Below are 25,833 nucleotides of genomic sequence, written 5' to 3' on the forward strand. Positions count from 1 at the left end.
GATGTCGCAGATGCCCCAGCAGGCCGCCCTGTCGAACTGCCCGAGCTGCGCGGAGCCGCTCGAATCGGGTGACCGTTTCTGCGGCGCCTGCGGATACGACCTGTCCGCGGCCGCCGCCTCGTCGCCCGACGCCCCGGCGCTCCCCCTGCACGACGGCGCGGTGCCCCGCCCGTCCGCGCCGCCCGAGGGCGGCGCCCAGGGTGCCGTGTGGCCGCACGCCTCCGCGCCGGACGGCTCCGGCGGGCCCGCGCGCCCGCAGCGCGCCACGGATGTGCCGGGCACGGACTCGGGCGGTTCGGCGCTGCCCACGCACGAGCCGCCGGGCGCGGGCGTACGGCTGGACCGGCCGGCGCAGCCCGAGGAGTACCCGTTGCAGGCACCGGACCCGTCGCAGGCACCGGACCCGTCGCAGACGCCTGGCCCGATGCAGACGCCTGGTCCGATGCAGACGCCTGGTCCGATGCAGACGCCTGGTCCGATGCAGACGCCGGGCCCGCAGCGGGCCGCGGACGGCGCCGCGGGCGACGGGGCGGCCGCGGTGTGCGTGGCCTGCCGGGCGGGCCGCGTGGACGGCGACGGCTACTGCGAGAACTGCGGGCACGCCCAGCCCCGCGAACGCGACCATGTGGAACGGGAGTCGGGCCCGCTGGCCGCGGTCAGCGACCGGGGCCTGCGCCACCACCGCAACGAGGACGCGTTCGCGATGGGCGACGCGCCGCTGCCCGACGGCTCGCCCGCGCGGGTGGCCATCGTCTGCGACGGCGTGTCCTCCGCGACCCGCCCCGACGAGGCGTCGCTCGCCGCGTCCCGGGCCGCGACCGACTCCCTGCTGGCCGCCCTGCCCCAGGGCACCCACCCGCGCCAGGCCATGCACGACGCGATCGTGGCCGCCGCGCGGGCGGTGGACGCGCTGGCCGAGGAGCCCGCCACGGCCCGCGAGCACTCCCCGCACCAGAACGCGCCGGCGTGCACGCTGGTCGGCGCGGTGGTCACCGCCGGGCTGCTGGTGGTCGGCTGGGTCGGCGACAGCCGCGCCTACTGGGTGCCGGACGACCGCGCCACGCCCGCGGCCCGGCTCACCGAGGACGACTCCTGGGCCGCGCAGATGGTGGCCGCGGGCCTGATGACCGAGGCGCAGGCGTACGCCGACGAGCGCGCCCACGCCATCACCGGCTGGCTCGGCGCCGACGCCTACGAACTGGAGCCGCACACCGCGTCGTTCAAGCCGGACCGGCCCGGAGTGGTCGTGGTGTGCACGGACGGACTGTGGAACTACGCCGAGACGGCGGAGGAGATGGCCGGGGTGCTGCCCCCCGACGCCGCGGCCCGGCCGCTGCACGCCGCCCGGGTGCTGGTCGGGCACGCGCTGGACGGCGGGGGCCACGACAACGTAACAGTGGCCCTGCTGCCGTTCCCGGCCCCGCCGCAGGGGGCAGGATCCGCCTGATAACACGCGAGCCGGGCGGGACGACGGGCGAGCCCGGCCGCGCGGACCTCGTGCGCAGGCAGCGACGGGGAGACCAGAAGGGGGGTCTGGGAAGGCATGGCCAATTTCTCGAAGTCCAGCGTGCCGCGGTTCTCGATGGACGTGTACCAGAACGAGTACCTGCCCGAGGGCGGCCGTGAGGTCAACGCCATCGTCACGGTGACGGCGACCGGCGGCGGCACGATCGGCGGCGCGGTCACCGCCCCGGGGGCGCACGGGCCGGGCGGGGGGCCGTCCGCCGCGGTGGTGATCATGGTCGACTGCTCGGGTTCGATGGACTACCCGCCGGCCAAGATGCGCAACGCCCGCGAGGCCACGGCCGCCGCGATCGCCACCCTGCGCGACGGGACGCGCTTCGCCGTGGTCGCCGGGACGCATGTGGCCAAGGAGGTCTATCCGGGCGGCGGCCGGCTCGCCGTCGCCGACGCGGGCACCCGCGAGGAGGCCCGCACGGCACTGCGCCGGCTCGGCGCGGGCGGCGGCACCGCCATCGGCACCTGGCTGCGGCTGGCCGACCGGCTGCTCGCCGCCGAGGAGGTGGCCATCCGGCACGGCGTCCTGCTCACCGACGGCCGCAACGAGCACGAGGCGCCGGAGGACCTGCGGCGGACGCTGGAGGAGTGCGCGGGCCGTTTCACCTGTGACGCCCGGGGCGTGGGCACCGACTGGGAAGTGAAAGAAGTCACAGGGATCGCCTCGGCGCTGCTCGGCACCGCCGACATCGTCGCCGATCCGGCAGGGCTGGCCGCCGACTTCACCGGGATGATGGAGAAGGCGATGGGCAAGGAGGTCGCCGATGTCGCCCTGCGGATCTGGACGCCGGTCGGCACGACCATCCGGTACGTCAAGCAAGTCGCCCCGAACGTGGTCGAGCTGACCGGCCGGCGCACCGAGGCGGGCCCGCGCGCCGGGGACTACCCGACCGGCTCGTGGGGCGACGAGTCCCGCGACTACCACCTGTGCGTCGAGGTGCCCGCCGCGCACCTGGGCCAGGAGATGCTGGCCGCGCGGGTCTCGCTGGTGGTGCCGCAACCGGACGGCAGCGCGCACCATCTCGGCGCGCAGGGGCTCGTACGGGCCGTGTGGACCGACGACATGGCCGCCTCCACCGCCATCAACGCGCAGGTCGCCCACTACACCGGCCAGGCCGAACTGGCCCGCGCCATCCAGCAGGGCCTGGATCTACGCAAAGCGGGCGATCTGGACGGAGCGACGGCCCGGCTGGGGCGGGCGGTCCAGCTCGCGAGCGCCTCGGGCAACGCCGATACGGCCAAACTGCTCGCCAAGGTGGTGGACGTGGTCGACGCCGCGACAGGTACTGTGCGACTGAAGGCGAAGGTCGAGGAGGCGGACGAGATGACGCTCGAAACGCGCTCCACCAAGACTGTTCGTGTAAAGAAGTGACGCAGGACAACAGCCCAGGACAGCGAGCCCGGCCCCTCGGGGTGGGAGAAATCCGGTCGTGACGGCCGGAAAAGGAGAGGGGGAAGCGCCGACATGCCGACCTGCCCGAACGGACACCAGTCGGGTTCCGAGGACTGGTGCGAGGTCTGCGGTCACCGCATGGCCGGTGCCGTACCGCCGCCTCCCCCGCCCCCGCCGCCGCCCGTCGGCGGCTACGGCTTCCCGCCGGCCCCGGGACCGGGCGGTCCCGGCGGCCCGAGTGGCCCCGGCGGTCCGGGGGGCCCGGGTGCTCCTGGTCATGGTGGTCAGGGTGCCGGTGGCCAAGGTGGCGGTCCGGGCGGTTCCGGCGGCTTCGGGGCGCCCGGCGGTCCCGGCGGTCCGGGGGGTCCGGGGGGCTTCGGCGCTCCCGGGGGCCCTGGCGCGCCCGGTGGGCCCGGTGGGCGCCCGCACCTGGCGGCCGTGCCGAACGCCGAGCCGCAGCTGTGCCCGCAGTGCCGCACGCCCCGCGAGGGCGGCGCGCCCTTCTGCGAGGAGTGCCGGTGGAACTTCCTGACGAACACGGCCACCTCGTACACCCCGGCCGCACCGCGCCCACCGGCCGGCGGCCCCGGTTCCGGTACGGGCCCGCGTTTCCCGCAGGCGCCCGCGCCGTCCTTCGGCGGCGGTGACTCCTTCGACTACCAGGGCTCCCGGCCCTCCCAGGTCAACCGGCCCGCCGAGCCGATCCCGCCGGGCCCCCCGTTCGGCACCGATCCGCAGGGACGCCCCGGCGGTCCGGGTGGCCCTGGTGGTCCCAACGGTCCTGGCGGTCCGGGTGCGTCCGGTGGCCCGGGCGGTCCCGGTGGCCCGGGCGGTCCCGGCCCCTCCGGCTTCGGCGGCGACCAGGGCGGCTTCGGCGGCCCCCGCCCCACCGGACCGGGCACACCCCAAGGCCCCGGCGGCCCCCACGGCCAGAGCGGCCCCGGTGGACAAGGCGGACCGGGTGGCCCCGGCCCCTCGGGCTTCGGCCCCGACTTCTCCCGGCCCGTGCCCCCGCCGCCCGGACCCACGCCGCACGGCGGCCCCGGCGCGCCCGGAGGCCCCGGTACGCAGGGCGGCCCCGGCCCCCAGGGCGGTCCCGCGCAGGCCTTCCACCAGCCCGGTCCGCCGGCCCCGCCGCCGTTCCCGCAGGAGACGGGCCGGCCGCAGGCCGGAGGTCCGTCCTTCGGCGGCGGTGACGACGACTGGGTGCTCTCCCCGCCGTCGTCCGCGGGTCCGGGCGGCGCTCCGGCGGGCCCCGGCGGTCCCGGTGGCCCGGGTGCCGGTCAGGGCGGTCAGGGCGGCGGCTACGGCTACCCCCGGCCCGGCGCGACGCAGGCCCCGTCCGGGCCTCCGTTCCCGCAGCAGCCCCAGCAGCCCCAGCAGCCGGCGACCTGGACGGCGACGATCGGTCCGGACCGCGAGTACTTCATGGCGATGATGCACCGCTCCGGTCCCGAGGCCGCGGGCCTGAACCTGCCCGCGTACTCGCCCGAGCAGCAGCGCACGCTCGGCGGCCACCAGATCACCATCGGCCGCCGCAGGCACTCCACCGGCGACACCCCCGACATCGACCTGTCGGTGCCGCCGGAGGACCCGGGCGTCTCGCACCAGCACGCGATGCTGGTCCAGCAGCCCGACGGCGGCTGGGCGGTCGTCGACCAGAACTCGACCAACGGCACCACGGTCAACGGCTCCGAGGAGCCGATCCAGCCGTTCGTGCCGGTGCCGCTGCGGGACGGCGACCGGGTGCACGTCGGCGCGTGGACGACGATCACGATCCGGCGCGGCTAGCCGCGCCGTGAAAGGCGGCCTGGCAGGCGAACGGCGGACTCGTCGGTTCGTGCGGCCAGGCCGCCGCGGCCGGCGGCCACTTCACGATCCGGGATGTCCGCGCTTGCCGGCATGGAAGCGTGCCTTCTTCTGGCGATTCCCGCAGGTGTTCATGTCACACCATTTCCGGGTGCGGCTTCTGCTGGTGTCGAAGAAGGCCGCTCGGCAGGTGGGCGATGAGCACAGGGCCAACGTCCCGTCCCGTTCGCCCGAGATGACACTGATCGCGTCGGCGGCGATGACACCCAGGGCATCCTCCACGCCGGAAGCCGAGCCGAGTCGCCATTGCCGGGTGCCCTCGGGCGTCAGGACAGCCGCGGCCCGGCCCTGAGTGCTGCGGTCATTGATGACCTGGACAGCGGCCTCCGGGAGAGGGTCCCGGCGCGCGGCCGCCGTCGCGGCGGCGTGGATCGATTCCCTCAGCTCCCACGCGCGTTCGAGCTGGGCGGGAGTGCAGGACTCCACGGCGAGGCCGCTCACCGCCAGCCAGTCGACGAGTCGGGCCGGGGTGGGGATGCGCTCCACCGCGTCGCCATGACGCTCCGACAGAGTCCCCGTGAAGCTGGTCGCCAGCACCTTGCCGAGGCGGAAGTCGGGGAACCGGGCACTCATGGAACCACCTTAGCCGGTTGTACGCCGGCACCGGCCCGTGTTAGAACCGTCTTAGCCGGTTCCGAGAGATCCCGGGCCGGTTCCACCGCCGACCAGGAGGTCTCATGAACCGTCAAGCCGGCGACGTACAGGCATGCGAAGTCCACGCGACCGACGCCGACCTCGACGACCTGCGCGCGCGACTGGCCGCGGCACGGCTGCCGGAAGCCGAGACGGTCCACCGCGCCGCGCCCGGTCCTGACCGCTGGGACCAGGGCGTTCCGCTCGCCGACCTCGTGGACCTCGTGGACTACTGGCGCACCGGGTACGACTGGCGCCCGTTCGAGGCGCGCCTCAACCGGATCGGCCAGTTCCGCACGACCATCGACGGCCTGGGAATCCACTTCCTGCACCGCCGGTCCCCGCGCCCGGACGCCACCGCGCTGATCCTGACGCACGGCTGGCCGGGCAGCATCGCCGAGTTCGTCGACGTGGTGGACGAGCTGGCGGACCCCGAGGACGCGGACGCGCCGGCGTTCCACGTCGTGGTCCCGTCGCTGCCGGGTTTTGGTTTCAGTGACAAGCCGGCCACCACCGGGTGGGGCATCGAGAAGATCGCGGCCGCCTGGGTGGAGCTGATGGAGAGGCTCGGCTACCGCGAGTTCGTGGCCCACGGCGGCGACTGGGGAGGTGTGATCACCACGGTCCTCGGCGGCAGGTACCCGGGGCACGTCCTCGGCATCCACACGACGACCGCGCAGGCACCGCCCGGGCTGACGGCGGAAGGGCTGACGGCGGCCGAGCGCGCGTGGACCGAGGAGACCCGCGATTTCTGGCGGCATCGCGCGGCGTACGCGAAGCAGCAGGCGACCCGGCCGCAGACCATCGGATACTCGCTCGTCGACTCACCGGTCGGGCTCCTCGCCTGGATCCTCGACAAGTTCGCCGAGTGGACCGACACCGAGGACAGCCCGTTCGAGACGATGTCCAGGGACCGCGTTCTGGACGACGTCACCCTGTACTGGCTGACGCGGACCGGCGCGTCGTCGGCCCGCATCTACTACGAGAGCCACGACTCGCTCGATCCCGGACTCCGGGTCGATGTCCCGTCGGCGATCAGTGTGTATCCCCGCGACATCGAGAAGTGTCCGCGCGCCTGGGCGCAGGAGCGGTTCCGGCGGATCGTCCGATGGCGGGCGCCCGAGGCCGGAGGGCATTTCCCGTCACTGGAGGTTCCCGGATATTTCGTCAAGGATCTGCAAGAGGGCCTCGCGGCCGTGCTGGCCGCCCGTGGCCGCCGGTCATGAGGCCGTCGCCCCGCCGGGTCCGGATCACTCCGGGAGGGGCCAGGTGTACGGCCCCTCCGGGTGGTCAAGCCAGGCCCAGGCGCGCGGGCCGCGCACGGTGATGCCGTAACGCTCCCGGCGCGGGCGCCCCTCGCGCTCCCACAGGGCGTACGCCTGGCGCGGGTCCGTCCGGCCGCCGCTCAGCGCGAGCAGGAAGCGGAACAGTTCGTCCTCGCGGCCCCGGGCGGGCACGCCCGCCAGGCTGGGCGCCGCCGGTCCGCGGCCGCCGGTGCCGCGCAGCGGGACGAAGTAGGCGGGCGAGTCCAGGAAGCGGCCCTCGGCGTGCGCGGCGCCGTGGACGGTGAGCGCGGCCAGGCCGGTGGCGAGCGGGGTGAGGACCCGGCCGCCCGGGGCGCACTGGGCGAGCCAGGCGCGCGGGACCGAGGGCAGCTCGCAGGTGGCGATGATCCGCTCGTAGGGGGCGCGTTCGGGGACCCCGCGGGCGCCGTCGCCCGTGACGACGGCCGGCCGGTGCCCGGCGGCGGCCAGGTGCCGGCGCGCCGACTCGGTGATCTCCGGTTCCAGGTCGACGGTGGTGACCAGCGCGTCGGCACCGAGCCGGTGGGCGAGCAGGGCCGCGTTGTAGCCGGTGCCGGAGCCGATCTCCAGTACCCGGTCGCCGTCCGTCACCCGCAGCTCGGCCAGCATCAGCGCCATGAGCGAGGGCTGGCTGCTGGAGGAGACCAGTTCGCCGTCGCGCAGCCGGGTGGCCAGCGGCACGTCCTCGTAGGCCCCGCGCAGCCAGCGCTCGCGGGCCTTCGGGTCGGGGCTCTCGCTCCACCGCCGCTCGTAGCCGCGGGCCGTGGCGACGTAGTAGTACGGCACGAACAGGTGCCGCGGCACCCGGGCGAACGCCTCCCGCCACACCGGATCGGCCGCCCAGGCCCCGCTCGCCTCGATCTCCCGCACCAGCCCGGCCCGCGCCGCGGCGGCGCGGGCCGTCCGGTCCTTCTCCTCGCTGCCGTCCGCGTGCGCGCCCATGGCTCCACTGTGCTGTGCGATCCCCCGCGAGGCGAGCACCCGCGCCCACCGGCGCGTGGCCGCGGGCCCTGTCCGCCCGGTGGTCCTCAAGTCCCCGGTCCTGCGCCGGGCCGTCTGAGACGATGGAGGCGTGAATGAGATCCGTCGCGGCACGCTTCAGGAGCAGACCTTCTACGAGCAGGTCGGCGGGGAGGAGACCTTCCGCCGGCTCGTCCACCGTTTCTACGAGGGGGTCGCCGGCGATCCCGGCCTGCGGGCCATGTACCCGGAGGAGGACCTCGGCCCGGCGGAGGAGCGGCTGCGGCTGTTCCTGATCCAGTACTGGGGCGGCCCGACGACGTACGGCGACCAGCGCGGCCACCCGCGGCTGCGGATGCGGCACACGCCCTTCACCGTCGACCGGGCCGCGCACGACGCGTGGCTGCGGCACATGCGGGCCGCCGTCGACGAGCTGGGCCTGTCCGAGGAGCACGAGCGGACGCTGTGGAACTACCTGACGTACGCGGCGGCGTCGATGGTCAACACCGCGGGCTGAACCTCCCGGGACCACCGAAACCCCCGTCCCCCTTGCCCCCCCCCGAGTCACCCGGAGTCCCGAATTCCGGTCGTTCGACGCCGATGTCCGGTCACGATCCGATCAAGCTCGTGCTACCGGCGCTTACCGCGCACCGGTCTCCTCTGACAGCATCGCCCGCGGGTCCGGACAGCTTCGGGGGGAGCCGGGTGGCGGGATTCACGGCGTTCGTCCTGTCCCGGGCGCGCGCACACCGGCTGCTGCTCACCGCCGCCGTGCTCGCGGTGCTGCTGACCACGGCGGTGCTGGCGACGCTCACCGCCTACTCCGGCGCGATCGGCGACGCCGCGCTGCGCCACTCCCTGCGCGATCCGCGCACCGCGGCCGGTACGACCCTGGTGGTCAGGGCCGACATACCCGCGGCCGGGCGCGCCGCCGCCGACGCCGCGGTGCGCGAACGGGCCCGTACCGCCTTCGACGGGCTGCCGGTGATCGTGCGCGGCCTGGTCCGCTCCGGCCCCTACGCCCTGCCCCGCGCGCTCCAGCCCGCCGCCGAGCGGTCCGGCGACCCCGGCCTGACGTACTTCGCGGCCCTGGACCCGGCCGAGGTGCGGCTCGTCGCCGGACGCCTGCCCCGCCCCACGGCCACCGGCGAGCTGGAGGCCGCACTGCCCCGGTCCGCAGCCCAGCGCCTGCGCATCGGGCCCGGCGCCCTGCTCACCCTGGAGGACCGGCTCGACGGCCCGAGGGCCCGGGTGCGGATCACCGGGCTGTACCGGCCCGCCCGCGCCGACGCGCCCTACTGGCGGCTGGACGACCTCGGCGGGCGGGGCGTGCGCAAGGTCGACTTCACGACGTACGGCCCGCTGCTCGCCGACCCGTCCGTGCTCACCGGCGGGAAGGTGAGCGCCGGGCAGACCGCCTGGCAGGCGTCGGCGGACTTCTCGACGCTGACCACCGGGCGGACCGGCGCGCTGCGCGGCGCGGTCCGCGCCGGGGCGGCGGCGCTGCGCACGGCGGCCGGCGCGGGCGGCACGGCGGAGGTCAGCACCTCGCTGCCCGACGTCCTGGACCGGATCGACCGCTCCCTGCTCGTCGCCCGCTCGACCCTGCTGATCGCCGCCCTGCAACTGGCCCTGCTCGCCGGTTACGCGCTGCTGCTGGTGGCCCGGCTGCTGAGCAGCGAACGGGCCGGCGAGACCCGGCTGCTGCGGGCGCGCGGCGGCTCCCGGGCCCGGCTGGCGGCGCTGGCCGCCACGGAGGCGCTGCTGCTGGCCCTGCCGGCCGTGGCGGTGCTGCTGCTCGCGGTCGGGGTCGCCGTCGCGCAGGCGTGGTGGACGGGCCGCAGGGGCTCGGTGCGCGAGCTGCGGGCGGGGGACGCGGGATGAGGGGGCCCGCGCGGCACGCCCGCCCTTGCGGGCCTGCCGTCCCTTCCGCCCACGCCGCCTCTTCCGGCCGTACGGGCCCTCCCGGCCCGAGCCCCCGCCCCCACCGCCGTATCCGCAGCCGTATCCGCAGCCGCTGTGCAGGAGTCCGAGGAGTCCTCCGATGACGACGAATCCCACCCTCGCGGACCTGGCCCGACGGGCCGCCGCGGACCGCACCGGACCGGCCTACGGCCACGACGCCCTGATCACCTGCGACCGGCTGGTGCGCGTCTTCACCGCCGACGGGGTGGAGGTGCAGGCGCTCCAAGGACTCGACCTGCTGGTGCGGCAGGGTGAGCTGATGGCGCTGGTCGGTGCCTCGGGCAGCGGCAAGTCCACCCTGATGAACATCCTCGCCGGACTGGACACCCCCACGGCCGGCGCGGCCCGGGTCGGGGACCACGACCTGCTCGCGATGACCGCCAAGGACCGGCTGCGCTACCGCCGCGAGGTCGTCGGCTTCGTCTGGCAGCAGACCGCCCGCAACCTGCTGCCGTACCTGACCGCCGCGCAGAACGTCGCCCTGCCCATGCAACTGGCGGGCTCCCGTGGCCGCGCCCGCCGCGCCAAGGCCGAGCGGGCGGTGGAACTCCTGGAGCTGCTGGAGGTGGGCGACTGCCGGGACCGGCGCCCGCACCAGCTGTCCGGCGGCCAGCAGCAGCGCGTCGCGATCGCGGTGGCCCTGGCCAACGATCCGGCGGTGCTGCTCGCCGACGAGCCCACCGGCGAACTCGACTCCCACACCGCCGAGCAGGTCTTCGCCGCGTTCCGCACCGCCAACGAACACCTGGGCACCACCATCGTCACCCACGACCAGGCGGTGGCCACCGAGGTCCGCCGCACGGTCGCCATCCGCGACGGCCGCACCTCCACGGAGGTGCTGCGGCGCAGCGAGGTGGACGCGGCGACCGGCGACGAGCGGGTGGTGAGCCGGGAGTACGCCATGCTGGACCGGGCCGGCCGCCTCCAGCTGCCCGCCGAGTACACCCGGGCGCTCGGCATGCGCGACCGCGTGGCGCTGGAACTGGAGCCGGACCACATCGCGGTACGCCCGGACGACGGCGACCACGGCTGACCGCCCGCGGCCGGCGGATCAGCGGGCCGGCGGACAATGGCTCAGCGGACGCTGATGCCCAGCGTCCCGAGTCCGGCGGCCTGCCGTACCGCGATCGACCCGTAGGGGGTGCGCAGCCGCAGCCAGGCCCCCGACGCGAACAGCGCGAGACCGCCTTCACCGGCGGAGGCGGAGGAGGCCGAGGCGGAGGAGGCCGAGGCGGAGGAGGCCGAGGCGGAGGCGGATGCGGACGCGGCGGCGGCCCGCAGGAACCCCAGGGACTGGGCCGCGTGCACGGCCCGTACCGGCAGCCGGGTGCGCCCGACCGTCCGGGACCAGATCTCGTGCCCGATCCGGTCGAGTTCGCCGCGGGTGCGCCGCTCGGGCGGCAGTTCCCCGGTCCGGGAGCGGAACTCGGCGACGGCGGCGGACACCAGCGTGCGCAGGGCCTCCACCGGGGGCAGCCCCGGCTCCGGCCGCCAGCCGCCGCGCGGCGGCAGCACCCCCGCCCACGGCGGCCCGGTCACCGCGGCGGGCACGGCGGCCGTGGCCGCCGTCTCGTCGACCGACTCCAGCAGCTCGCCCGCGGAGACGGTCACGTCCAGGGTGACGTCGAGCCCGTTCTCGTACGGCTTGGCCAGGCGCACCGCGCGCACCGCCAGCACCTCGAAGGAGGCCGGCCGGCCGAAGACCGCGAGCGCGGTGCCCGCCGCCTGGAGGCGCACGGCGGCGGCCCGGTCGTAGTGCAGCAGCCGGGAGAGGAAGGCGGCGAGGTCGGCCGCCTCCGTCCCGTCGGCGAGGTGCAGCACCGTCATGCGGCGACGGCCTCCCCGGCCTCGTCCGCGTACTTCCCGAGCCACTCGCGTTCCTGGGCGGTGATCCGCCGCGGCCGCTGCTCCTCGAAGTCGAACGGTACGACGACGGTGGACGCCCGCACGTACACGGCGTCCGCGTCCTTCACCTCGCAGGAGAGGGTGAAGGACGCGGCCTTGATCTCCGTGACCCACAGCTCGATGTCCACCGGGTCGGGCCGGTGGACGAGCTGGCGCCGGTAGTCGATCTCGTGGCGCGCCACCACGGACCCCTCGGGCGACCGCGTGTCCCGGCGGGACAGGAAGTCGATGCGGGCCTCCTCCAGGTAGCGGAGGAAGACCGCGTTGTTGACATGGCCGTACGCGTCCATGTCCGACCAGCGCAGGGCGCAGCGGTACAGGTGGCGCAAGCCGATCAGCCCCGGGTCAGCTTCTTGTACGTGGCGCGGTGCGGCCGGGCGGCGTCCGGTCCGAGCCGCTCGATCTTGTTCTTCTCGTACGACTCGAAGTTGCCCTCGAACCAGAACCACTTGGAGTCGCCCTCGTAGGCGAGGATGTGGGTGGCGACCCGGTCGAGGAACCAGCGGTCGTGGGAGACGACCACGGCGCAGCCGGGGAACTCCAGCAGCGCGTTCTCCAGGCTGGAGAGGGTCTCGACGTCGAGGTCGTTGGTGGGCTCGTCGAGGAGCAGCAGGTTGCCGCCCTGCTTGAGGGTGAGCGCCAGGTTGAGGCGGTTGCGCTCACCGCCGGAGAGCACCCCGGCCGGCTTCTGCTGGTCCGGGCCCTTGAACCCGAACGCGGACACGTACGCCCGGCTCGGCATCTCGACGTGGCCGACGTTGATGTAGTCCAGCTCGTCGGAGACGACGGCCCACAGCGTCTTCTTCGGGTCGATGTTGGCGCGGCTCTGGTCGACGTAGGAGATCTTGACGGTCTCGCCGACCTTGATGTCGCCGGAGTCCGGCGTCTCCAGGCCCTGGATCATCTTGAACAGGGTGGTCTTGCCGGCGCCGTTGGGGCCGATGACGCCGACGATGCCGTTGCGCGGCAGGGTGAAGCTGAGGCCGTCGATGAGGACCTTCTCACCGAACGCCTTGTTCAGCTTGTCGACCTCGACGACCACGTTGCCCAGGCGCGGGCCCGGCGGGATCTGGATCTCCTCGAAGTCCAGCTTCCGCATCTTGTCGGCCTCGGCGGCCATCTCCTCGTAGCGCGCGAGACGGGCCTTGGACTTGGCCTGGCGCCCCTTGGCGTTCGACCGCACCCACTCCAGCTCCTCCTTGAGGCGCTTCTGCCGCTTGGCGTCCTTCTGCCCCTCGACCTTGAGGCGGGTGGCCTTGGTCTCCAGGTACTTGGAGTAGTTGCCCTCGTAGCCGTGCAGCCGGCCGCGGTCGACCTCGCAGATCCAGCCGGCCACGTTGTCCAGGAAGTACCGGTCGTGGGTGACCGCGACGACGGTGCCCTCGTACTTGGCCAGGTGCTGCTCCAGCCAGTTCACCGACTCGGCGTCGAGGTGGTTGGTGGGCTCGTCGAGCAGCAGCAGGTCAGGAGCTTCGAGCAGCAGCTTGCACAGCGCCACGCGGCGCTTCTCGCCACCGGAGAGGTTGGCCACGGGCCAGTCGCCGGGCGGGCAGCCCAGCGCGTCCATGGCCTGTTCCAGCTGGGCGTCGAGGTCCCAGGCGTTGGCGTGGTCCAGCTCCTCCTGGAGCTTGCCCATCTCGTCGAGCAGCGCGTCGGAGTAGTCGGTCGCCATCAGCTCGGCGATCTCGTTGAACCGGTCGAGCTTGCCCTTGACCTCGGCGACGCCCTCCTGGACGTTCTCCAGGACCGTCTTGTCCTCGGTCAGGGGCGGCTCCTGGAGCAGGATGCCGACGGTGTAACCGGGCGACAGGTACGCGTCACCGTTGGAGGGCTGCTCAAGGCCCGCCATGATCTTCAGCACGGTCGACTTACCGGCACCGTTCGGGCCGACGACGCCGATCTTGGCACCCGGAAGGAAATTCAGGGTGACGTCGTCGAGGATCACCTTGTCGCCGTGCGCCTTGCGCGCCTTGCGCATGGTGTAAATGAACTCAGCCAAGAGAAACCGTCCGGCAGCTTGAATCTGGCAGTGGGCAGATACACCCCATCTTGCCTGACCGCCACCCCTGGATGGAAACCAGTGCGTCGGCAGGGCTGTGAGCTGGTGCTTTTCCGGTGACGGCTGCGACTCGCTGCCACCGTCGGTCGCAGTTGTCCGGTCTTGGGCACCGTCGTGCGGCCCTGGGACGACCCAGTAGGTGATCACTCGGTGGGCGACGACGGGAGTTCCCGCGCTCGGGACTCGGGGACCACCTCGGCTTGAGCCGCTACCCCCAACCGTCACAGCTCGGGAACTCTGGGAGGGTCTCCTAAGATCCTCGGCCCACGCTCTGCTGCCAACCGTCCTCGACGCCAGCGGCCTGAACTTGGCCGTCTCGCAGATGGAACCATTGCAGCCGGGGCGGCCCACCACGGCCATCGAACTCCAGGTAGGCGGCCTGACGGTAATGCAGCTCACGCAGATAAGCGCGGAGCTTGGCGAGATCGAAGTCACGGTCACGACGCCGGGGATGCCCTCGCTTGGCCTCCAGAGCGAGCAGGTTGCGCTCTTGGAAGCAGCCATGCGGGTCATGGAGGATCAGATCCGGGTACACGGACCTGCGATCCGCTGCGTCGGAGCCGTCGACGTACAGGGCCTTCTTGATCACTCCGAACTCGGGGTGATGCCACCGGTCGTACTCGACGTCCACTCGCCATGGCCCGCCCCAGGACGTGATCGCCGCCTGCAGTGCGAGTGCGACGCGGGCGATGACGGCGCGCTCGTTCACACCCTCGCTCACCAGATCCGACTCCGTTGTCCACACCGTGAGCAGCGCCTGTCGGAGGGCATCGCGAATCTGCTGGTCAGTGACCGGGGCTGGAGGTCCCGCCGGCAGGGCGGGCTGGTCGGCCACGTCTCACTACTCCGGGCTGTCGCTCAAGTGGACGGGCTCAGGGGTACGCGCCCCGAGCCCACCGCCCAGGTTCCATGCGACGACGTCCAGAACGCGCAGCACGCTCACGTCGTCCGGGACACATGTCATCAGCGTCTTCCACGTATCCGGCTGCTCGTCCAGGTCACGCGCCATGGCATCGCCGAGAAGCCGGAGGAACTCCGCCCAGGTGCGCTGGGGCGACTTCTTGATCGGATACTGAGCAGCAGGCCCGCAGTAGCAGGCGTAGACCTGGGTGTCGTAGAGCGGCAGGAACAGGGGACGCTTGCGGTGCATGATCTTCATCAGAATCGTCCCGCCCACCCCTCGGAGCGGGGCCGGGCCATCGAGCATCCCGCCGATACGGTGCAATGGCTGCGCGTGCGTGCCGGAGGCGACCGCATCCTGCAGGGTGAGCCTTGGCGGGATCGCCGCGAGTACCGCCTCCAGGTCCGGGCGCACAGCTTGAAGGTTCAGGACGGCGTGCAGCTTCGGCGCGACGTTGAGCAGCACCGGTGCCAGGAGGTCCCCGTCGTTGAGTTCGTTCGGCCCGCTTCCGGTGTCCATCCGGTCGTAGGCCGGGAACGCATACGGTCTGCCCTTCACGGCTGCCGCAGCCGCCCGGTTCGCCTCAGCGTCGAAGTACTGGCATATCCACTGCGTGGCCTGGTCCAGCGCCACGCTTCGGCCGCCGACACGCACAGTCTCCCCGCTCATGCCCCTCCCCGCGCCCGCGCCGCACATGCGGCAGGGGGCAAATTATCAGGCAGCGATTCCCGCAAGGGAGCGGCCGCCTCGATATGCCACGGCTGGACGCTCGGATCATAGATCCGGCCTTGCCTGCCTTGGGCAACACGGTCCCCAACCTTGATTCCGTGATCGTCTTTTCATTGCTGACGGGACCGCAGGCGAGCACGCGGCCCGATCCTGTGCGAGTCAGGCCTGGGCTATGTCGTGGAAGTGCGATCCAATCACCAGGTCACCACTCCGGCCGCGAGGCTGAGCGTGCTCCGGACCGCCAACCGGCTGCCGACGCGGTCCTGGCAGCGGATGCGGACCGGCGCGGGACAAAAGGGGTATACGCGGCTGAGGCCGGGCGATGATCGTGGTCACCACCCTCGGCCGCGTGTCATCACCCAGCACGCGCTTCGAACAGCGGAAGCCATGGCTGCCCGTCCCCTCACTCCTGGGTCGCCCTCTTCTTGTGGATGATGCTCAGGACCGTGCCGCCCAGGACCAGGAGGCTGAGGCCGATGGCGGCGATCAGGGGGGTGGTGCCGGTGCTGCCGGTGTCGGCGAGGTCGGGGCCTGCCGGGAGGTTGCCGGCGGTGACCGGGGTGGGCTCGCTGAGGGTCTGGGTCCTGGTGCCGATCGTGCTGCCCTGGGTCTTGCAGTCGAGGACGCCGGTGAAGCGGTGGCCGCGGCCGTCGGGGCCGTTGACCGTGAAGTCGTAGGCCTGGTCCTCCTGGAGCGGGACGGTGACCGTGCGGTCCGTGCGCGCGGGGACGCTGTACCCGGTGCCCGTCAGGGCGAAGGCGAACGCCGCGTCGCCCTTGTTGACCACCCGGATGTCCAGGCCGCTCCTGGCGCAGTCCTTGGCCGCGGACAGGGCGGGTATCGGGCCCTGGGCGCCCCAGGCGGCGGTGGCGGTCGCGGAGACCGTCGACTCGCTGGAACCGGCCAGGATCTGCGTCTGGCTGCGGCTGTCGGCGCTGAAGGCGCGGCCGACCGGGACGGTGGTGGAGGCCTGGACGGTCAGTGCGGCCGAGCCCGCCGCGCCAGGCCGGACCGGCGCGGTGTCGGCGCCGGTGGCGCTCTTGGGCACGTCGAAGAACAGCTGGGTGCCGTTCCTGGCGGAGGTGACCGGCCTGCCGTTCTTGTCGACGATCCGTACTCCGCCGGCGGCGGCGTCGGCCGAGGGTGACACGGCCACGCTGCCCGCGCCGGTGCGGACCGTCACCGGGCCCAGCCGCTGACCGGGGTGCCCGGAGACCGCGGGCGGGTCGAGGCTCAGCGAGGCCGCCGGTTCCGCGACGCTGCCGGCCTCCTTCTGGAGGTAGCCGGCGAGTTTCTCCGCCTCCGGGTCGACGGCGTCGACGTGCGCGCCGTCGGAGTAGCGCCAGATGGCCACCTGGGTGCCGGCCGCCGCGTCCTGCTCGGTGAGGTTGCTGACCCCGGCCTTGGCGGCGAGCGCCGCCAGGTCGTTGACCTGCGGGTAGGAGTTGCGCAGGATCCAGCCGATCTTCCCGGCGTTCTTGTCGGCGCCGAGCGAGGTGCCCCGCCACGGGGTCTCGTGGTACTTGGCGTCCCGCTGCGCGGGGTTGTGGATGTCGACGCAGTACGTCTGCAGCATGCCGCCGCCGTCCACGGACATCTCGAACAGGCCCGCCGACATCGGATGGTCCCCGGCCGCGTCGTGGAGGACGGCGGCGCCGTACGTCTTCAGTCCGCCCAGGGTGGCGGTGGCGCCGCCCTGGCTCTGCGGCTCCGTGTCGGCGGCGGCCGCGCCGGCACCGGCCAGGGCGCCCGCGGCGAGCAGCCCGGATGCCAGGGCCGTGGCGGCGAGACGAGCCGCCCCTCGCCTGCGCGCGGCCGACGCAGCGTACGAAGCACTCACAGAATTCCCCTTCGAGCAGGACCCGTTGACGTGGGGGTGCGGTCCCACCAGCAGAAGCTTCAAGCTCACAGAGCTACTTCGGCATCCTATGGATCTCGCGCACCAGGGCTTGCTGTGTGATCGTCAGATGGGTGATCCGAATCGGAATCGTTATCGCCGTATCACCCGAAAGCCCGTCGTGAGCAGGGCTTATCGACAAATCCACCCGCGTGGGGAGCGGGTGCGCGTCCGCCGACAAGCCGTCGCTCCGCGGCCCGCCCGTGGTGACGGGCTGTCGCCGTCAGGTGACGGTGGCCGGCTCGCGCCGCGGTGTCTCCCAGGCCGGCTCGGGCTGCTCGGGCTGCCCGGACTGCTCCGGCGCGGTCGTGGTCCCCGTCGCGGCCGGTGTGCCCGGCTCAGCGCGGACGGAGCGGCGGAACGCCGCCGTTCCCCTCGCCAGGTCGTGGCCGATCGCCACGGCGTCGATGTCCGCCCAGGTGCGCGGGGCGCCGTCGCGGGTCTCGGTGCGCACCTTCAGGCGGCCCTGTACGACGACGGGGTCGCCCACGTTCAGCGACGCCACCGCGTTCGCGGCGAGCTGGCGGTTGGCCCACACCGTGAAGAAGTTGGTGTGCCCGTCGGTCCAGGCGTTCTTCTCGCGGTCCCAGTAGCGCGAGGTGACCGCCAGGCGGAACCTCGCCGACACCCCCGACGCCGGCTCCCGGTACATCGGCTGCGTCGCCACGTTGCCCACGACGCACAGCATCGTCTCGTTCATGGTCGTCCCCTCCCCCGTCCGGCCGTCCGGGCCGGGCGGACACACGTACGGGCCCGTCCCGTACGGCTGCCTCTGCCGCGGTGACCGCGTCCGTCGCGATCGCCGCGGAATCAGAGTGCCGGTACCGGGACGAGCCCGCCGGGCCCTGTGGACCGCCGCCCGCCTGTGGACAACTCCCTCACCCGGACGGGTGACGGCGTCCGCGTCCATGCTCTCGGCGGGTGCCGCTCCGCCTCATCCCGTGCCCGCCCCCGCGACCCGCGCGTACTGCTCCCGCACCTCCCGGTAGCGCAACAGCTCCGAGGCCACCGGGTCGAGGACCCGGGCCCGGCCGCACCCCGCGGCCGCCTCCCGCAGCCGGCGTTCCGCCTCCTGGCCGTAGCGCCGGGCCGGGCCGCGCGCGGCGATCCGGCAGCTCCACTCCACGATCGGCCCGCCGACGATGCCGGCGATCATCAGCAGCACCGGCACCCCGAGGTTCGGCGACAGCACGCCGGCGATCTGCCCGACCAGCCACAGCCCGCCGACCACCTGGAGGATCGTCATCGACGCCTGCGCCAGCACCGCCGCCGGCCACCAGCCCGGCCGCGGCGGGCGGCCCGGCGGCAGTCCGGCCCGCGCCGCCAGGTCGTCCAGCGCCTCGGGCAGCCCCTGGGCGCCGCGTACGGCGGCCTCGCGCACCGCCAGCGCCCACGGCGCCGGCAGCCCGGCCGCCGCCCGGTCGGCCACCATGCGCACCGCCTGTTCGACGCGCTGGCGCGCGGTGGCCTCCTCGTCCGGCTGCGTGCGCACCGGCAGCCGTCCGGTGGGGGGTTCGCGCCGGTCCTGGTACCAGCGCCACAGCCGCAGCCAGGGCGTCCCGCACGCCCGGCCCGCGTTGCGCAGCCAGGCGCGTTCGGCGGCCTCGCCCGCCGCGACGGCGCCCACCGCGTCCGCGAGCCGGGCTGCGAACTCCTCGCGGGCCTCCTCGCTGAGCCCGGCGCGCCGCCCGGTGGCGTAGACCGTCCGCAGCCGGGCCGCGGCCGCGTCCACGTCGGCGGCGATGCGCCGGGCCGCGGCCCCGCGCTCCGCGACGAACTGGCCGAGCGCCTCGCGCAGTTCCCCGACGCCGTCCCCGGTCAGCGCGGACAGCGCGAGCACGGTGGCGCCCGGCTCGCCGTACTCCCCCAGGGCGACCCCGTCCTCGTCGAGCAGCCGGCGCACGTCGTCGAGGACTTGGTCGGCGGCCTCGCCGGGGAGCCGGTCGACCTGGTTGAGGACGACGAACATGACCTCCGCGTGGCCCGCCAGCGGCCGCAGGTAGCGCTCGTGGAGGATGGCGTCGGCGTACTTCTCCGGGTCGACCACCCAGATGACCGCGTCGACCAGGCCCAGGATGCGGTCCACGTGCTCGCGGTGCTGCACGGCGGCCGAGTCGTGGTCGGGCAGGTCGACCAGGACCAGGCCGCGCAGCTGCGGGTCGGCGTCCGGGCCCTGCACGGGGCGCCTGCGCAGCCGGCCGGGGATGCCGAGCCGGTCGATGAGGCCGGCGGCGCCGTCGCTCCAGCTGCACGCGATGGGCGCGGCGGTGGTCGGCCGGCGCACGCCGGTCTCCGAGATCGCCACCCCGGCCAGCGCGTTGAACAGCTGCGACTTGCCGCTGCCGGTGGCGCCCGCGATCGCCACGACGGTGTGCTGCCCGGAGAGGCGGCGGCGCGCCGCCGCCTCGTCCAGGACGCGTCCCGCCTCCGCGAGGGTGCGGCTGTCCAGCCGGGTGCGGGAGAGGCCGACCAGTTCGCGCAGCGCGTCCAGGCGTGAGCGCAGCGGCCCGTCGTAGGCCAGCGGCGGCACGGGCAGGGACCGGGCGGGCCGCGGGTCGGCCTGTACGAACTCGGGGACGGCCGGGCCGGTCTCGGTGACCCGGCGCGCGATCAGCCCGTCGTCCCAGACCCCGTCGGCCTCGGCACGGCCCCGGGCGTCACCGTCCCTCCCGCGCGCGGGACGGTGGTCGTCGTCCCTCCCGCGCGCGGGACGGTGGTCGTCGTCCCTCCCGCGCGCGGGTCGGTCGTCGGCGTCCGCGCGCGTGGGGCGCTCGTCGCGCCGGGCGGGGGCGCGGTCGGCGGCGGTCCGTACGTCCGGGCCGTCACCGGCGGGTACGTCGTGGGCGGCGGCCACGGGGGCCGCGGGGCCACCCGGCCGGCCCGCGCGGGGCGGCCGGGCGCCCTCCGCCTGCTCCCTGGCCCCCCGTGGCCCCGGGGACCGCTCCGCGCCCACCGCCGCCCCCGCCGCCCCCGTCGTCCCCGCCGCCCCCGCCGTGCTCTCGGCACCCTCGGCCCCGTCGGCCCTCCGGGCACCCCTTCCGGGCCGCGGCCCCACCGGTTCCGAAGCACTCCCTGTGCTCCCGGCACCCCCGGTTCCCCCGGCACTCCCAGCGCTTCTGGTACTTCCGCCACTCCCGGCACTTCTGGTGCTCCCGGCACTTCCGGTGCTCCCGGCACTTCCGGTGCCGCCGGTGTCCGATGTCCTGTGTCCGTCCGTGGCGGCCGTGCCCTTCGTCCGAGCGGTGTGTTCCGTAGGGTCCTGATCAGTGACGGCGGTCACTGTCACCTCTCCTTCAGCAGTACGGACAGCGCGGCGATGAGTTCAGCCTGGGGCTCGGGGTGCACTTCCAGGGCGTCGAGCGGGGCCAGCCGGCGTTCCCGTTCGGTGTGCATCACCCGGTCCAGGTAGTCGGCGAGCAGCCGCCCGGCGCGGTCGCGCAGCCGCAGCGCGCCGTGCGCCCCGATCCGCTCGGCCAGGCCCTCGCCCGCGGAGCGTCCCCGGCGGCCCCCGAGCAGCCCGGTGGCGGCCAGGGCGGCGACGACCTCGGGGTCCGGCGCGATGCTCCGGTCCAGCTCGCGGACCTCCTCCTCCGCGAACTCCTCCAGCTCGCGCCGCCAGCGCCGTACCGCAAGACCGATGCGGTGCTCGGCGCTCTCCACGGCGGGCGCGTGGTCGCCCAGGCCCGGGGCGCCCGCGGCGGGATCGCGCCGCCAGGTGTCGTCGATGCGCTCGTCGGCGGCGGTCACGGCGCACAGCAGCAGGGCGCCCAGGCTCTCCACGAGCGCGTCGAGCAGTTCACCGGCGGTGCAGTCCAGCGGGAAGGCACGCCAGCGCTTGAGGGCGTCCCCGGCGAGCACGGCCCCCGACTGCAACCGGCCCCGCACGCGCGCGTGCTCGCCGTCGTAGGCGCAGTCCACCGCCGAGTTCAGCCGCAGCGCGGCCGAGTGCTGCGCGGCGGCGGCGCCGGCCAGCTCGGGCATCCGGGACTTGAGCGAGTCGAGGAGGCCGTGGGCGGTGCGGGCCATCGCGTGCTGCCGGGCGGCGGGGTCATGGGCCTGGTGGACGAGCCAGGTGCGCAGCGGCGCCACGGCGGTGGCGGGCAGCAGCCCGCCGCCCCAGGCCGACTCGGGCAGTTCGGGCACGGTGAACCGCGGTACGTCGCCGAGCCCGGCCTTGGTGAGCAGCGCCCCGTACTGCCGTGAGACCTCGGAGACGACCTGGTGCGGCACCCGGTCAAGGACGGTCACCAGGGTGGCGTCGTACTCCTTGGCGGTGCGCAGCAGATGCCAGGGGACGGCGTCGGCGTAGCGGGCGGCCGTGGTGACCATGACCCAGATGTCGGCGGCGCAGATCAGCTCGGCGGCCAGTACGCGGTTGTGGGCGATCAGGGAGTCGATGTCGGGCGCGTCCAGGAGGGCGAGGCCGGGGGGCACGGTCTCGACGGTCTCCACGCGCAGCACGCGCGCGGGGTCGTCCTCGGGTGTCGCCAGGTCGTCGCCGGGCAGGGCCGCCGCGGGTTCCTGGCGGGGCACCCACACGCGCGCGAGGTCGGGCAGCACGCGCATCCCGCTGAACCAGTGGTGGTCCTCCGGATGGCAGACCAGCACCGGGGTCCGGGTCGTCGGCCGCAGCACGCCCGCCTCGCTGACCCGCCTCCCGACAAGGGAGTTGACGAGCGTGGACTTCCCCGCGCCGGTGGACCCGCCGACGACGGCCAGCAGCGGCGCGTCGGGTTCCTTCAACCGCGGCACCAGGTAGTCGTCGAGCTGGGCGAGCAGTTCGTCGCGGTTGGCACGCGCGCGTGGGGCCCCCGCGAGGGGCAGCGGGAAGCGTGCGGCGGCGACACGGTCGCGCAGGGCGGAGAGTGCTTCGAGCAGCTGAGGCCGTACGTCCAAGGTCACCACATGCGAAGAATGCCCAATTTTAGGGGAATTCTGAAGCATATGAGCATGTCTGCGTGCCGACAGAACACAAGGGATGGAAGGGACGACTGGGGCAAGGGCACAGTCCAGGCATAACGAGTGCACAACACCCGGTACGCCAGGCGCCAAAAGCGATGCGCGATTCGCACCTGCCTGCGATTATCAGGACCGCTTCACCGAACCTCCACATCGAGCCACGGAGGCGAAGCAACAGGGGCAAGGACCCGGGAGCCCTATCCTTGTCCCCGGCCCCCACCAGGCCCCCGTAGCTCAGTGGATAGAGCAGGCGCCTTCTAAGCGCTTGGCCGCAGGTTCGAGTCCTGCCGGGGGCGCTCCGCTCACGCGGTGTGCGCGCCCTCCCTCCGGGAGGGCCTTTTTTTCGCGGTCCGGGCATCCGTGCCCCGCGGCCCGCTTCTTCTCCTCCGCCCGGGTTCCCGCAGTTCCTCCGCCCGGGTTTCCGCAGTTCGAAACGGGTGATCCCGGCCGATACGCCGTGACCGGGACGGTACGACCGCGTTGAAGGGGGCGTGCGGACGCGCGACCTGCTGCCGCACTCACCGAATCAGTTAGGAGAACGTGATGTCTCGCATCGCGAAAGCGGCTGCCGTCGCCCTCGGCACGGGGGCCGTGGTGATCAGCGGAGCCGGTCTCGCCATGGCGGACGCCGGCGCCCAGGGTGCGGCCGTCGGCTCCCCCGGCGTCGTGTCCGGCAACACGATCCAGATCCCGGTCAACGTCCCGATCAACCTGTGCGGCAACACCATCGACGTGATCGGCATCCTCAACCCGGCCTTCGGCAACACCTGCGCCAACCTGGGCCACCTCGGCGCGGGCGACTCCGGCGGCTACGGCGGCTGACGTCCTACGCAGGCACCGGACCGGCCCGTGAGGGCAGGATTCCCGGAAGAGCCCCGGCACCCTGAGCGCCGGGGCTCTCCCCGTACGCCTCACCGGTACCGGTAGATCCGGTCCACGTTCTCCAGCCGGTCCGGGGTGATGTCCCACGGCGGCAGCTTCTCGTGCCGTGCGACGATCCGGCCGTGCTGTACGTCGCCGGGGCCCGGCGGGTTCGCGGGCAGGTAGCGGGCGCCCTTGTGGCGGCGCTGCCAGCGGGTCCACTGCAGGTCGATGAAGGCGTGGTGGAGCCAGAACACCGGGTCGTTGACGGAGGCCGCGCCGAGCATGGCGCCGCCCACCCAGCGGTGCACCCGGTTGTGGTTGCGCCAGGAGGCGCTGCCCCGGCCGGTGCCCCACCCCTCCAGCTTGTTGCGGAATCCCCGGGTGACGGTCGAGTCCCAGGGCGCCGCGTCCCAGACGCCGTCCTTGAGCGCCCCCTCCAGCTCGGCCGCCGTGGGCAGGGCGATCGGGTCGCGCGAACGCCCCAGGTCCCGGGTGAGGAACTCCCCGTCGGTGACCCCCTCCCGGATGGTCCAGGCGCCGTGCGCGTAGGCGAACGGGCCGGTCGTCACCCGGCGGTCGGAGGGCCGGCCGTCGCCGCCCATCAGGTCCGCGCTCCAGGGCGCGGAGCCGGTCGTGCGGTCCCGCGTCCAGTCCCAGTACGGCACCGTCACCGAGGAGTCCACCCGGCGCAGCGCCCGCTCCAGCTCCAGCAGGAACTGCCGGTGCCAGGGCAGGAAGGAGGGCGCCATGTGGGCCGGGCGCAGCCCGCTCTCGCCGTCGGTGGTGAAGTACGCGATGTGGGTGCGCACGAAGTCGTCGTACTCGCCCCGCCGCTTGACCTCCAGCAGCGCGTCGACGAACCGCCGCTTCTCCTGGCGCGTGAGCTTGCTGACGTTCTTACGCGTGTACGCCACCGGGCTCTCCCCCCCTGTGCGGGTGCGGTGCGCCGAGGGGCCCCGGGGCCAGGTCGCGCAGCCGCCGGCCCGGGCCCATCTCGTCGACGGCGCCGCGGGCGGCCTCCAGCGGCGTCCGGTACGACCCGTAGTGGTCGACCATGCTCAGCCAGGTGCCGTCGGCGCGGCGCATCAGGTGCAGCGGGCGGCCGTCCACGGTGACGTACCACTGGCCCGCCCCGGTGGCGCCGTGCTCCCGCTCGGGGGTCCACACGCCCTCGATGCGCCGACCGCGGTAGGTCTCCTCGAAGGCGGTGCGGTCCGGGGCGTCCCACGGGCCGGCCGCCGGGCGCGGCGGCCGGGAGGCGGCGACCAGCGGGGCCGCCGCGGCGACGGCGGCGGAGGCCAGCAGGCGGCGGGTCACCTCCCGGCGTGTTCTGCCCGCGGCGGGCGCCGGTTCCGTCCCGCCCGCCGCGTCCACCGAGCCCGCCGCGTCCCCTGCGTCCGCCGCGTCCGGCGTGACCCGTGCTCCGCCGATGCCGTCGACCATGGCTCACTCCTCGTCCGGTTGTCCGGTTGTCCGGGTTCGGTTGTCCGGAGCCGTAACCGCCGAAGGCGCCGCGCGGTCACCGCCGTACGGCCAGAAGGGGAGCGGGCGGGGTCAGCGCGGGCCGGGGCCCGCCACGAGGTCGGCGCCCGGCGAGGCCCGCAGCACAGGGGCGAGGACGCCCAGCTCCGGCCGGGTCAGGTCGGGCAGGCCGGCCTGGCCGGGCCGCGGCGCGGTCAGCGGGGCGCCCAGGGACAGACCCGGCGACAGGGCCCGCAGGTCGGAGGCGGGCGCGTCCACGCCGACGTGGTCGAAGCCGTCACCGAGGACGTGCTCCAGCGGGGCGGTCGCGTCCAGGCCGGGCAGCCCCGCGTCGACCGGCAGCCGCGGCACCGCGCTGTCCGGGACGAGCCGCCCCTCGGTGAACCGCGGCCCCTGCGGGCCGCCCGCGGTCGGCACCGGAAGCTGCCCGCCCACCCTGGGCAGTTCCGTGCCCAGCGCGGTCTCGGCGCCGCCCAGCGGGACCGGGACGGGGACCACGCCGATCGCGGCGGCGGGCGTCGCGGTGGCGGCGCCGACGGCCGCCGCGACGCCCGCGACGACGGCGGCAAGGGTTCCTCGGGTGGTCGGCTTCATGACAGGCACGGCCCCTTCCAGGCTCGGTGACTCGACGTCCGAACGGTCAACGAGCCCGGTTCGGCCACCAGCGCACAATTCCCCCGGCTGCCGCAGTAGTACGACGGGTGGGACCCGTAGTACGTCGACGGGTACGACCCGTAGTACGTCGACGGGTACGCGCCCCCCGGCGACGGCAGCGGATCAGCCGGTCCAGAAGGTCCACCAGCGGGTCAGGACCAGCAGGCCGACCACCGCGAGGTGCAGCAGCGGCAGCACCCAGGTGAACTCGGCGAGGAAGGCCCGTACCCCGTCCGGAGCGGGCAGGCAGCCGGTGCGGACGGTGTGCGAGGCGACGTACCAGAACAGCGGGATGGTGGCGGCCCACGCCAGGCAGCACCACAGGCACAGCGCGCCGATCCGGTACAGCGACTCGAACTGCAGCCAGGACACGAACACGATGCCGAACAGGCAGCCGGCCGTGAGGAGCAGCCAGTACCAGCGGGGGAAGCGGGCGCCGGCCAGCAGGCTCACGCCGACGCAGACGACGACGCCGTAGGCGACCAGGCCCAGCATCGGGTTGGGGAACCCGAACACCGACGCCTGGGCGCTCTTCATGACGCTGCCGCAGGACACCACCGGGTTCAGGCTGCACCCGGGGGTGAAGTGCGGGTCCTTCAGCAGCTTGAACTCGTCGAGGGTGATCGCCCAGGAGGCCACGAGTCCGGCCGCCCCGGCGAGCGCCACCAGCAGGGCGAGCGCGCGGCCGGCGTCCGTGGCCTGGGGGCGGGGGTGGTCGTGCGGGCCGGCCGACACTGCGGG

At 74.1% G+C, this 25,833-nt stretch carries 23 protein-coding genes and 1 tRNA gene; 9 read left to right on the forward strand and 15 right to left on the reverse strand.

Annotated elements, in window-relative coordinates; genetic code table 11:
• Position 1 precedes the first annotated feature (1 nt).
• From ABZ858_RS18435 to ABZ858_RS18445, 3 genes are all read left to right on the forward strand, one after another.
• A complete protein-coding gene (locus ABZ858_RS18435; protein WP_361378995.1) occupies positions 2 to 1,447 on the forward strand; it encodes a protein phosphatase 2C domain-containing protein in 1,446 nt (481 codons plus the stop codon).
• 96 nt (positions 1,448 to 1,543) lie between these two features.
• Complete coding sequence (locus ABZ858_RS18440) at positions 1,544 to 2,890, forward strand: VWA domain-containing protein (RefSeq protein ID WP_361378998.1); 1,347 nt, start codon at positions 1,544 to 1,546, stop codon at positions 2,888 to 2,890.
• Between the two features lie 93 nt (positions 2,891 to 2,983).
• On the forward strand, positions 2,984 to 4,702 hold the full coding sequence (locus ABZ858_RS18445) for an FHA domain-containing protein (protein ID WP_361379001.1): 1,719 nt from the start codon (positions 2,984 to 2,986) through the stop codon (positions 4,700 to 4,702).
• Between the two features lie 81 nt (positions 4,703 to 4,783).
• Here ABZ858_RS18445 and ABZ858_RS18450 read toward each other — a convergent pair whose 3' ends face one another.
• A complete protein-coding gene (locus tag ABZ858_RS18450) occupies positions 4,784 to 5,353 on the reverse strand; it encodes a CGNR zinc finger domain-containing protein (RefSeq protein ID WP_361379004.1) in 570 nt (189 codons plus the stop codon).
• Between the two features lie 104 nt (positions 5,354 to 5,457).
• Here ABZ858_RS18450 and ABZ858_RS18455 point away from each other — a divergent pair, with 104 nt between their 5' ends.
• A complete protein-coding gene (locus tag ABZ858_RS18455; protein WP_361379007.1) occupies positions 5,458 to 6,639 on the forward strand; it encodes an epoxide hydrolase in 1,182 nt (393 codons plus the stop codon).
• A gap of 24 nt (positions 6,640 to 6,663) precedes the next feature.
• On the opposite strand, the gene ABZ858_RS18460 is transcribed toward ABZ858_RS18455, so the two are convergent.
• Positions 6,664 to 7,659, reverse strand: a complete 996-nt coding sequence (locus ABZ858_RS18460) for a methyltransferase domain-containing protein (RefSeq protein WP_361379010.1) — start codon at positions 7,657 to 7,659, stop codon at positions 6,664 to 6,666.
• A gap of 130 nt (positions 7,660 to 7,789) precedes the next feature.
• On the opposite strand from ABZ858_RS18460, the gene ABZ858_RS18465 reads away from it, so the two are divergent.
• The 3 genes from ABZ858_RS18465 (at position 7,790) to ABZ858_RS18475 (ending at position 10,675) form a co-directional block, all read left to right on the forward strand.
• Complete coding sequence (locus tag ABZ858_RS18465) at positions 7,790 to 8,194, forward strand: globin (protein WP_361379013.1); 405 nt, start codon at positions 7,790 to 7,792, stop codon at positions 8,192 to 8,194.
• Between the two features lie 188 nt (positions 8,195 to 8,382).
• The gene (locus ABZ858_RS18470) at positions 8,383 to 9,561 is read left to right on the forward strand and encodes a hypothetical protein (protein ID WP_361379016.1); all 1,179 of its coding nucleotides are present in this window, start codon (positions 8,383 to 8,385) and stop codon (positions 9,559 to 9,561) included.
• 160 nt (positions 9,562 to 9,721) lie between these two features.
• Complete coding sequence (locus ABZ858_RS18475) at positions 9,722 to 10,675, forward strand: ABC transporter ATP-binding protein (protein WP_361379019.1); 954 nt, start codon at positions 9,722 to 9,724, stop codon at positions 10,673 to 10,675.
• A gap of 41 nt (positions 10,676 to 10,716) precedes the next feature.
• On the opposite strand, the gene ABZ858_RS18480 is transcribed toward ABZ858_RS18475, so the two are convergent.
• From ABZ858_RS18480 to ABZ858_RS18520, 9 genes are all read right to left on the reverse strand, one after another.
• Positions 10,717 to 11,469 carry a hypothetical protein gene (locus ABZ858_RS18480; RefSeq protein ID WP_361379022.1) on the reverse strand — a complete coding sequence of 251 codons (753 nt, stop codon included), beginning with the start codon at positions 11,467 to 11,469 and terminating at the stop codon, positions 10,717 to 10,719.
• Positions 11,466 to 11,876, reverse strand: a complete 411-nt coding sequence (locus tag ABZ858_RS18485; protein WP_361379025.1) for a thioesterase family protein — start codon at positions 11,874 to 11,876, stop codon at positions 11,466 to 11,468. Before ABZ858_RS18485 ends, ABZ858_RS18480 begins: the two co-directional genes overlap by 4 nt.
• A 5-nt stretch (positions 11,877 to 11,881) precedes the next feature.
• On the reverse strand, positions 11,882 to 13,546 hold the full coding sequence (gene ettA, locus ABZ858_RS18490; RefSeq protein WP_361379028.1) for an energy-dependent translational throttle protein EttA: 1,665 nt from the start codon (positions 13,544 to 13,546) through the stop codon (positions 11,882 to 11,884).
• A 310-nt stretch (positions 13,547 to 13,856) separates the two neighbouring features.
• A complete protein-coding gene (locus ABZ858_RS18495) occupies positions 13,857 to 14,441 on the reverse strand; it encodes a hypothetical protein (RefSeq protein WP_361379031.1) in 585 nt (194 codons plus the stop codon).
• A 6-nt stretch (positions 14,442 to 14,447) separates the two neighbouring features.
• A complete protein-coding gene (locus ABZ858_RS18500; protein ID WP_361379034.1) occupies positions 14,448 to 15,176 on the reverse strand; it encodes a DUF6308 family protein in 729 nt (242 codons plus the stop codon).
• Between the two features lie 463 nt (positions 15,177 to 15,639).
• Positions 15,640 to 17,076 carry a Cys-Gln thioester bond-forming surface protein gene (locus ABZ858_RS18505; RefSeq protein WP_361379037.1) on the reverse strand — a complete coding sequence of 479 codons (1,437 nt, stop codon included), beginning with the start codon at positions 17,074 to 17,076 and terminating at the stop codon, positions 15,640 to 15,642.
• 280 nt (positions 17,077 to 17,356) lie between these two features.
• Positions 17,357 to 17,833 (reverse strand): single-stranded DNA-binding protein, encoded by a 477-nt coding sequence (locus ABZ858_RS18510; protein WP_361379040.1) that lies wholly within the window; start codon positions 17,831 to 17,833, stop codon positions 17,357 to 17,359.
• A 234-nt stretch (positions 17,834 to 18,067) separates the two neighbouring features.
• Positions 18,068 to 19,987 carry a YfjP family GTPase gene (locus ABZ858_RS18515; protein WP_361379043.1) on the reverse strand — a complete coding sequence of 640 codons (1,920 nt, stop codon included), beginning with the start codon at positions 19,985 to 19,987 and terminating at the stop codon, positions 18,068 to 18,070.
• Between the two features lie 428 nt (positions 19,988 to 20,415).
• A complete protein-coding gene (locus ABZ858_RS18520; protein WP_361379046.1) occupies positions 20,416 to 22,038 on the reverse strand; it encodes a dynamin family protein in 1,623 nt (540 codons plus the stop codon).
• Between the two features lie 277 nt (positions 22,039 to 22,315).
• Between ABZ858_RS18520 and ABZ858_RS18525 the strand changes: the two genes are divergently transcribed.
• Both ABZ858_RS18525 and ABZ858_RS18530 read left to right on the forward strand, forming a co-directional pair.
• A tRNA-Arg gene (locus ABZ858_RS18525) sits at positions 22,316 to 22,388 on the forward strand.
• A 247-nt stretch (positions 22,389 to 22,635) separates the two neighbouring features.
• Complete coding sequence (locus tag ABZ858_RS18530) at positions 22,636 to 22,914, forward strand: chaplin (RefSeq protein ID WP_361379049.1); 279 nt, start codon at positions 22,636 to 22,638, stop codon at positions 22,912 to 22,914.
• Between the two features lie 89 nt (positions 22,915 to 23,003).
• On the opposite strand, the gene ABZ858_RS18535 is transcribed toward ABZ858_RS18530, so the two are convergent.
• From ABZ858_RS18535 to ABZ858_RS18550, 4 genes are all read right to left on the reverse strand, one after another.
• Positions 23,004 to 23,870 (reverse strand): tyrosinase family protein, encoded by an 867-nt coding sequence (locus ABZ858_RS18535; protein ID WP_361379052.1) that lies wholly within the window; start codon positions 23,868 to 23,870, stop codon positions 23,004 to 23,006.
• Positions 23,854 to 24,399: a tyrosinase family oxidase copper chaperone gene (locus ABZ858_RS18540; RefSeq protein ID WP_361379055.1), complete on the reverse strand. Its 546-nt coding sequence runs from the start codon at positions 24,397 to 24,399 to the stop codon at positions 23,854 to 23,856. Before ABZ858_RS18540 ends, ABZ858_RS18535 begins: the two co-directional genes overlap by 17 nt.
• A 111-nt stretch (positions 24,400 to 24,510) precedes the next feature.
• A complete protein-coding gene (locus ABZ858_RS18545; RefSeq protein WP_361379058.1) occupies positions 24,511 to 25,032 on the reverse strand; it encodes a hypothetical protein in 522 nt (173 codons plus the stop codon).
• Positions 25,033 to 25,215: 183 nt separating this feature from the next.
• Complete coding sequence (locus ABZ858_RS18550) at positions 25,216 to 25,827, reverse strand: vitamin K epoxide reductase family protein (protein ID WP_361379061.1); 612 nt, start codon at positions 25,825 to 25,827, stop codon at positions 25,216 to 25,218.
• Between the last annotated feature and the right edge of the window lie 6 nt (positions 25,828 to 25,833).

Origin of the sequence: Streptomyces sp. NPDC047017 (assembly GCF_040644175.1) — a bacterium.
Classification (GTDB): Bacteria; Actinomycetota; Actinomycetes; order Streptomycetales; family Streptomycetaceae; genus Streptomyces.

Bases quoted from the DNA above. Each gene is read 5' to 3' on its own strand.
- ABZ858_RS18445 (WP_361379001.1), top strand. From the start codon at position 2,984: ATGCCGACCTGCCCGAACGGACACCAGTCGGGTTCCGAGGACTGGTGC.
- ABZ858_RS18435 (WP_361378995.1), top strand. From the start codon at position 2: ATGTCGCAGATGCCCCAGCAGGCCGCCCTGTCGAACTGCCCGAGCTGC.
- ABZ858_RS18440 (WP_361378998.1), top strand. From the start codon at position 1,544: ATGGCCAATTTCTCGAAGTCCAGCGTGCCGCGGTTCTCGATGGACGTG.
- ABZ858_RS18475 (WP_361379019.1), top strand. From the start codon at position 9,722: ATGACGACGAATCCCACCCTCGCGGACCTGGCCCGACGGGCCGCCGCG.
- ABZ858_RS18480 (WP_361379022.1), bottom strand. From the start codon at position 11,469: ATGACGGTGCTGCACCTCGCCGACGGGACGGAGGCGGCCGACCTCGCC.
- ABZ858_RS18545 (WP_361379058.1), bottom strand. From the start codon at position 25,032: ATGAAGCCGACCACCCGAGGAACCCTTGCCGCCGTCGTCGCGGGCGTC.
- ABZ858_RS18455 (WP_361379007.1), top strand. From the start codon at position 5,458: ATGAACCGTCAAGCCGGCGACGTACAGGCATGCGAAGTCCACGCGACC.
- ABZ858_RS18540 (WP_361379055.1), bottom strand. From the start codon at position 24,399: ATGGTCGACGGCATCGGCGGAGCACGGGTCACGCCGGACGCGGCGGAC.
- ABZ858_RS18510 (WP_361379040.1), bottom strand. From the start codon at position 17,833: ATGAACGAGACGATGCTGTGCGTCGTGGGCAACGTGGCGACGCAGCCG.
- ABZ858_RS18530 (WP_361379049.1), top strand. From the start codon at position 22,636: ATGTCTCGCATCGCGAAAGCGGCTGCCGTCGCCCTCGGCACGGGGGCC.
- ABZ858_RS18460 (WP_361379010.1), bottom strand. From the start codon at position 7,659: ATGGGCGCGCACGCGGACGGCAGCGAGGAGAAGGACCGGACGGCCCGC.
- ABZ858_RS18500 (WP_361379034.1), bottom strand. From the start codon at position 15,176: ATGAGCGGGGAGACTGTGCGTGTCGGCGGCCGAAGCGTGGCGCTGGAC.
- ABZ858_RS18450 (WP_361379004.1), bottom strand. From the start codon at position 5,353: ATGAGTGCCCGGTTCCCCGACTTCCGCCTCGGCAAGGTGCTGGCGACC.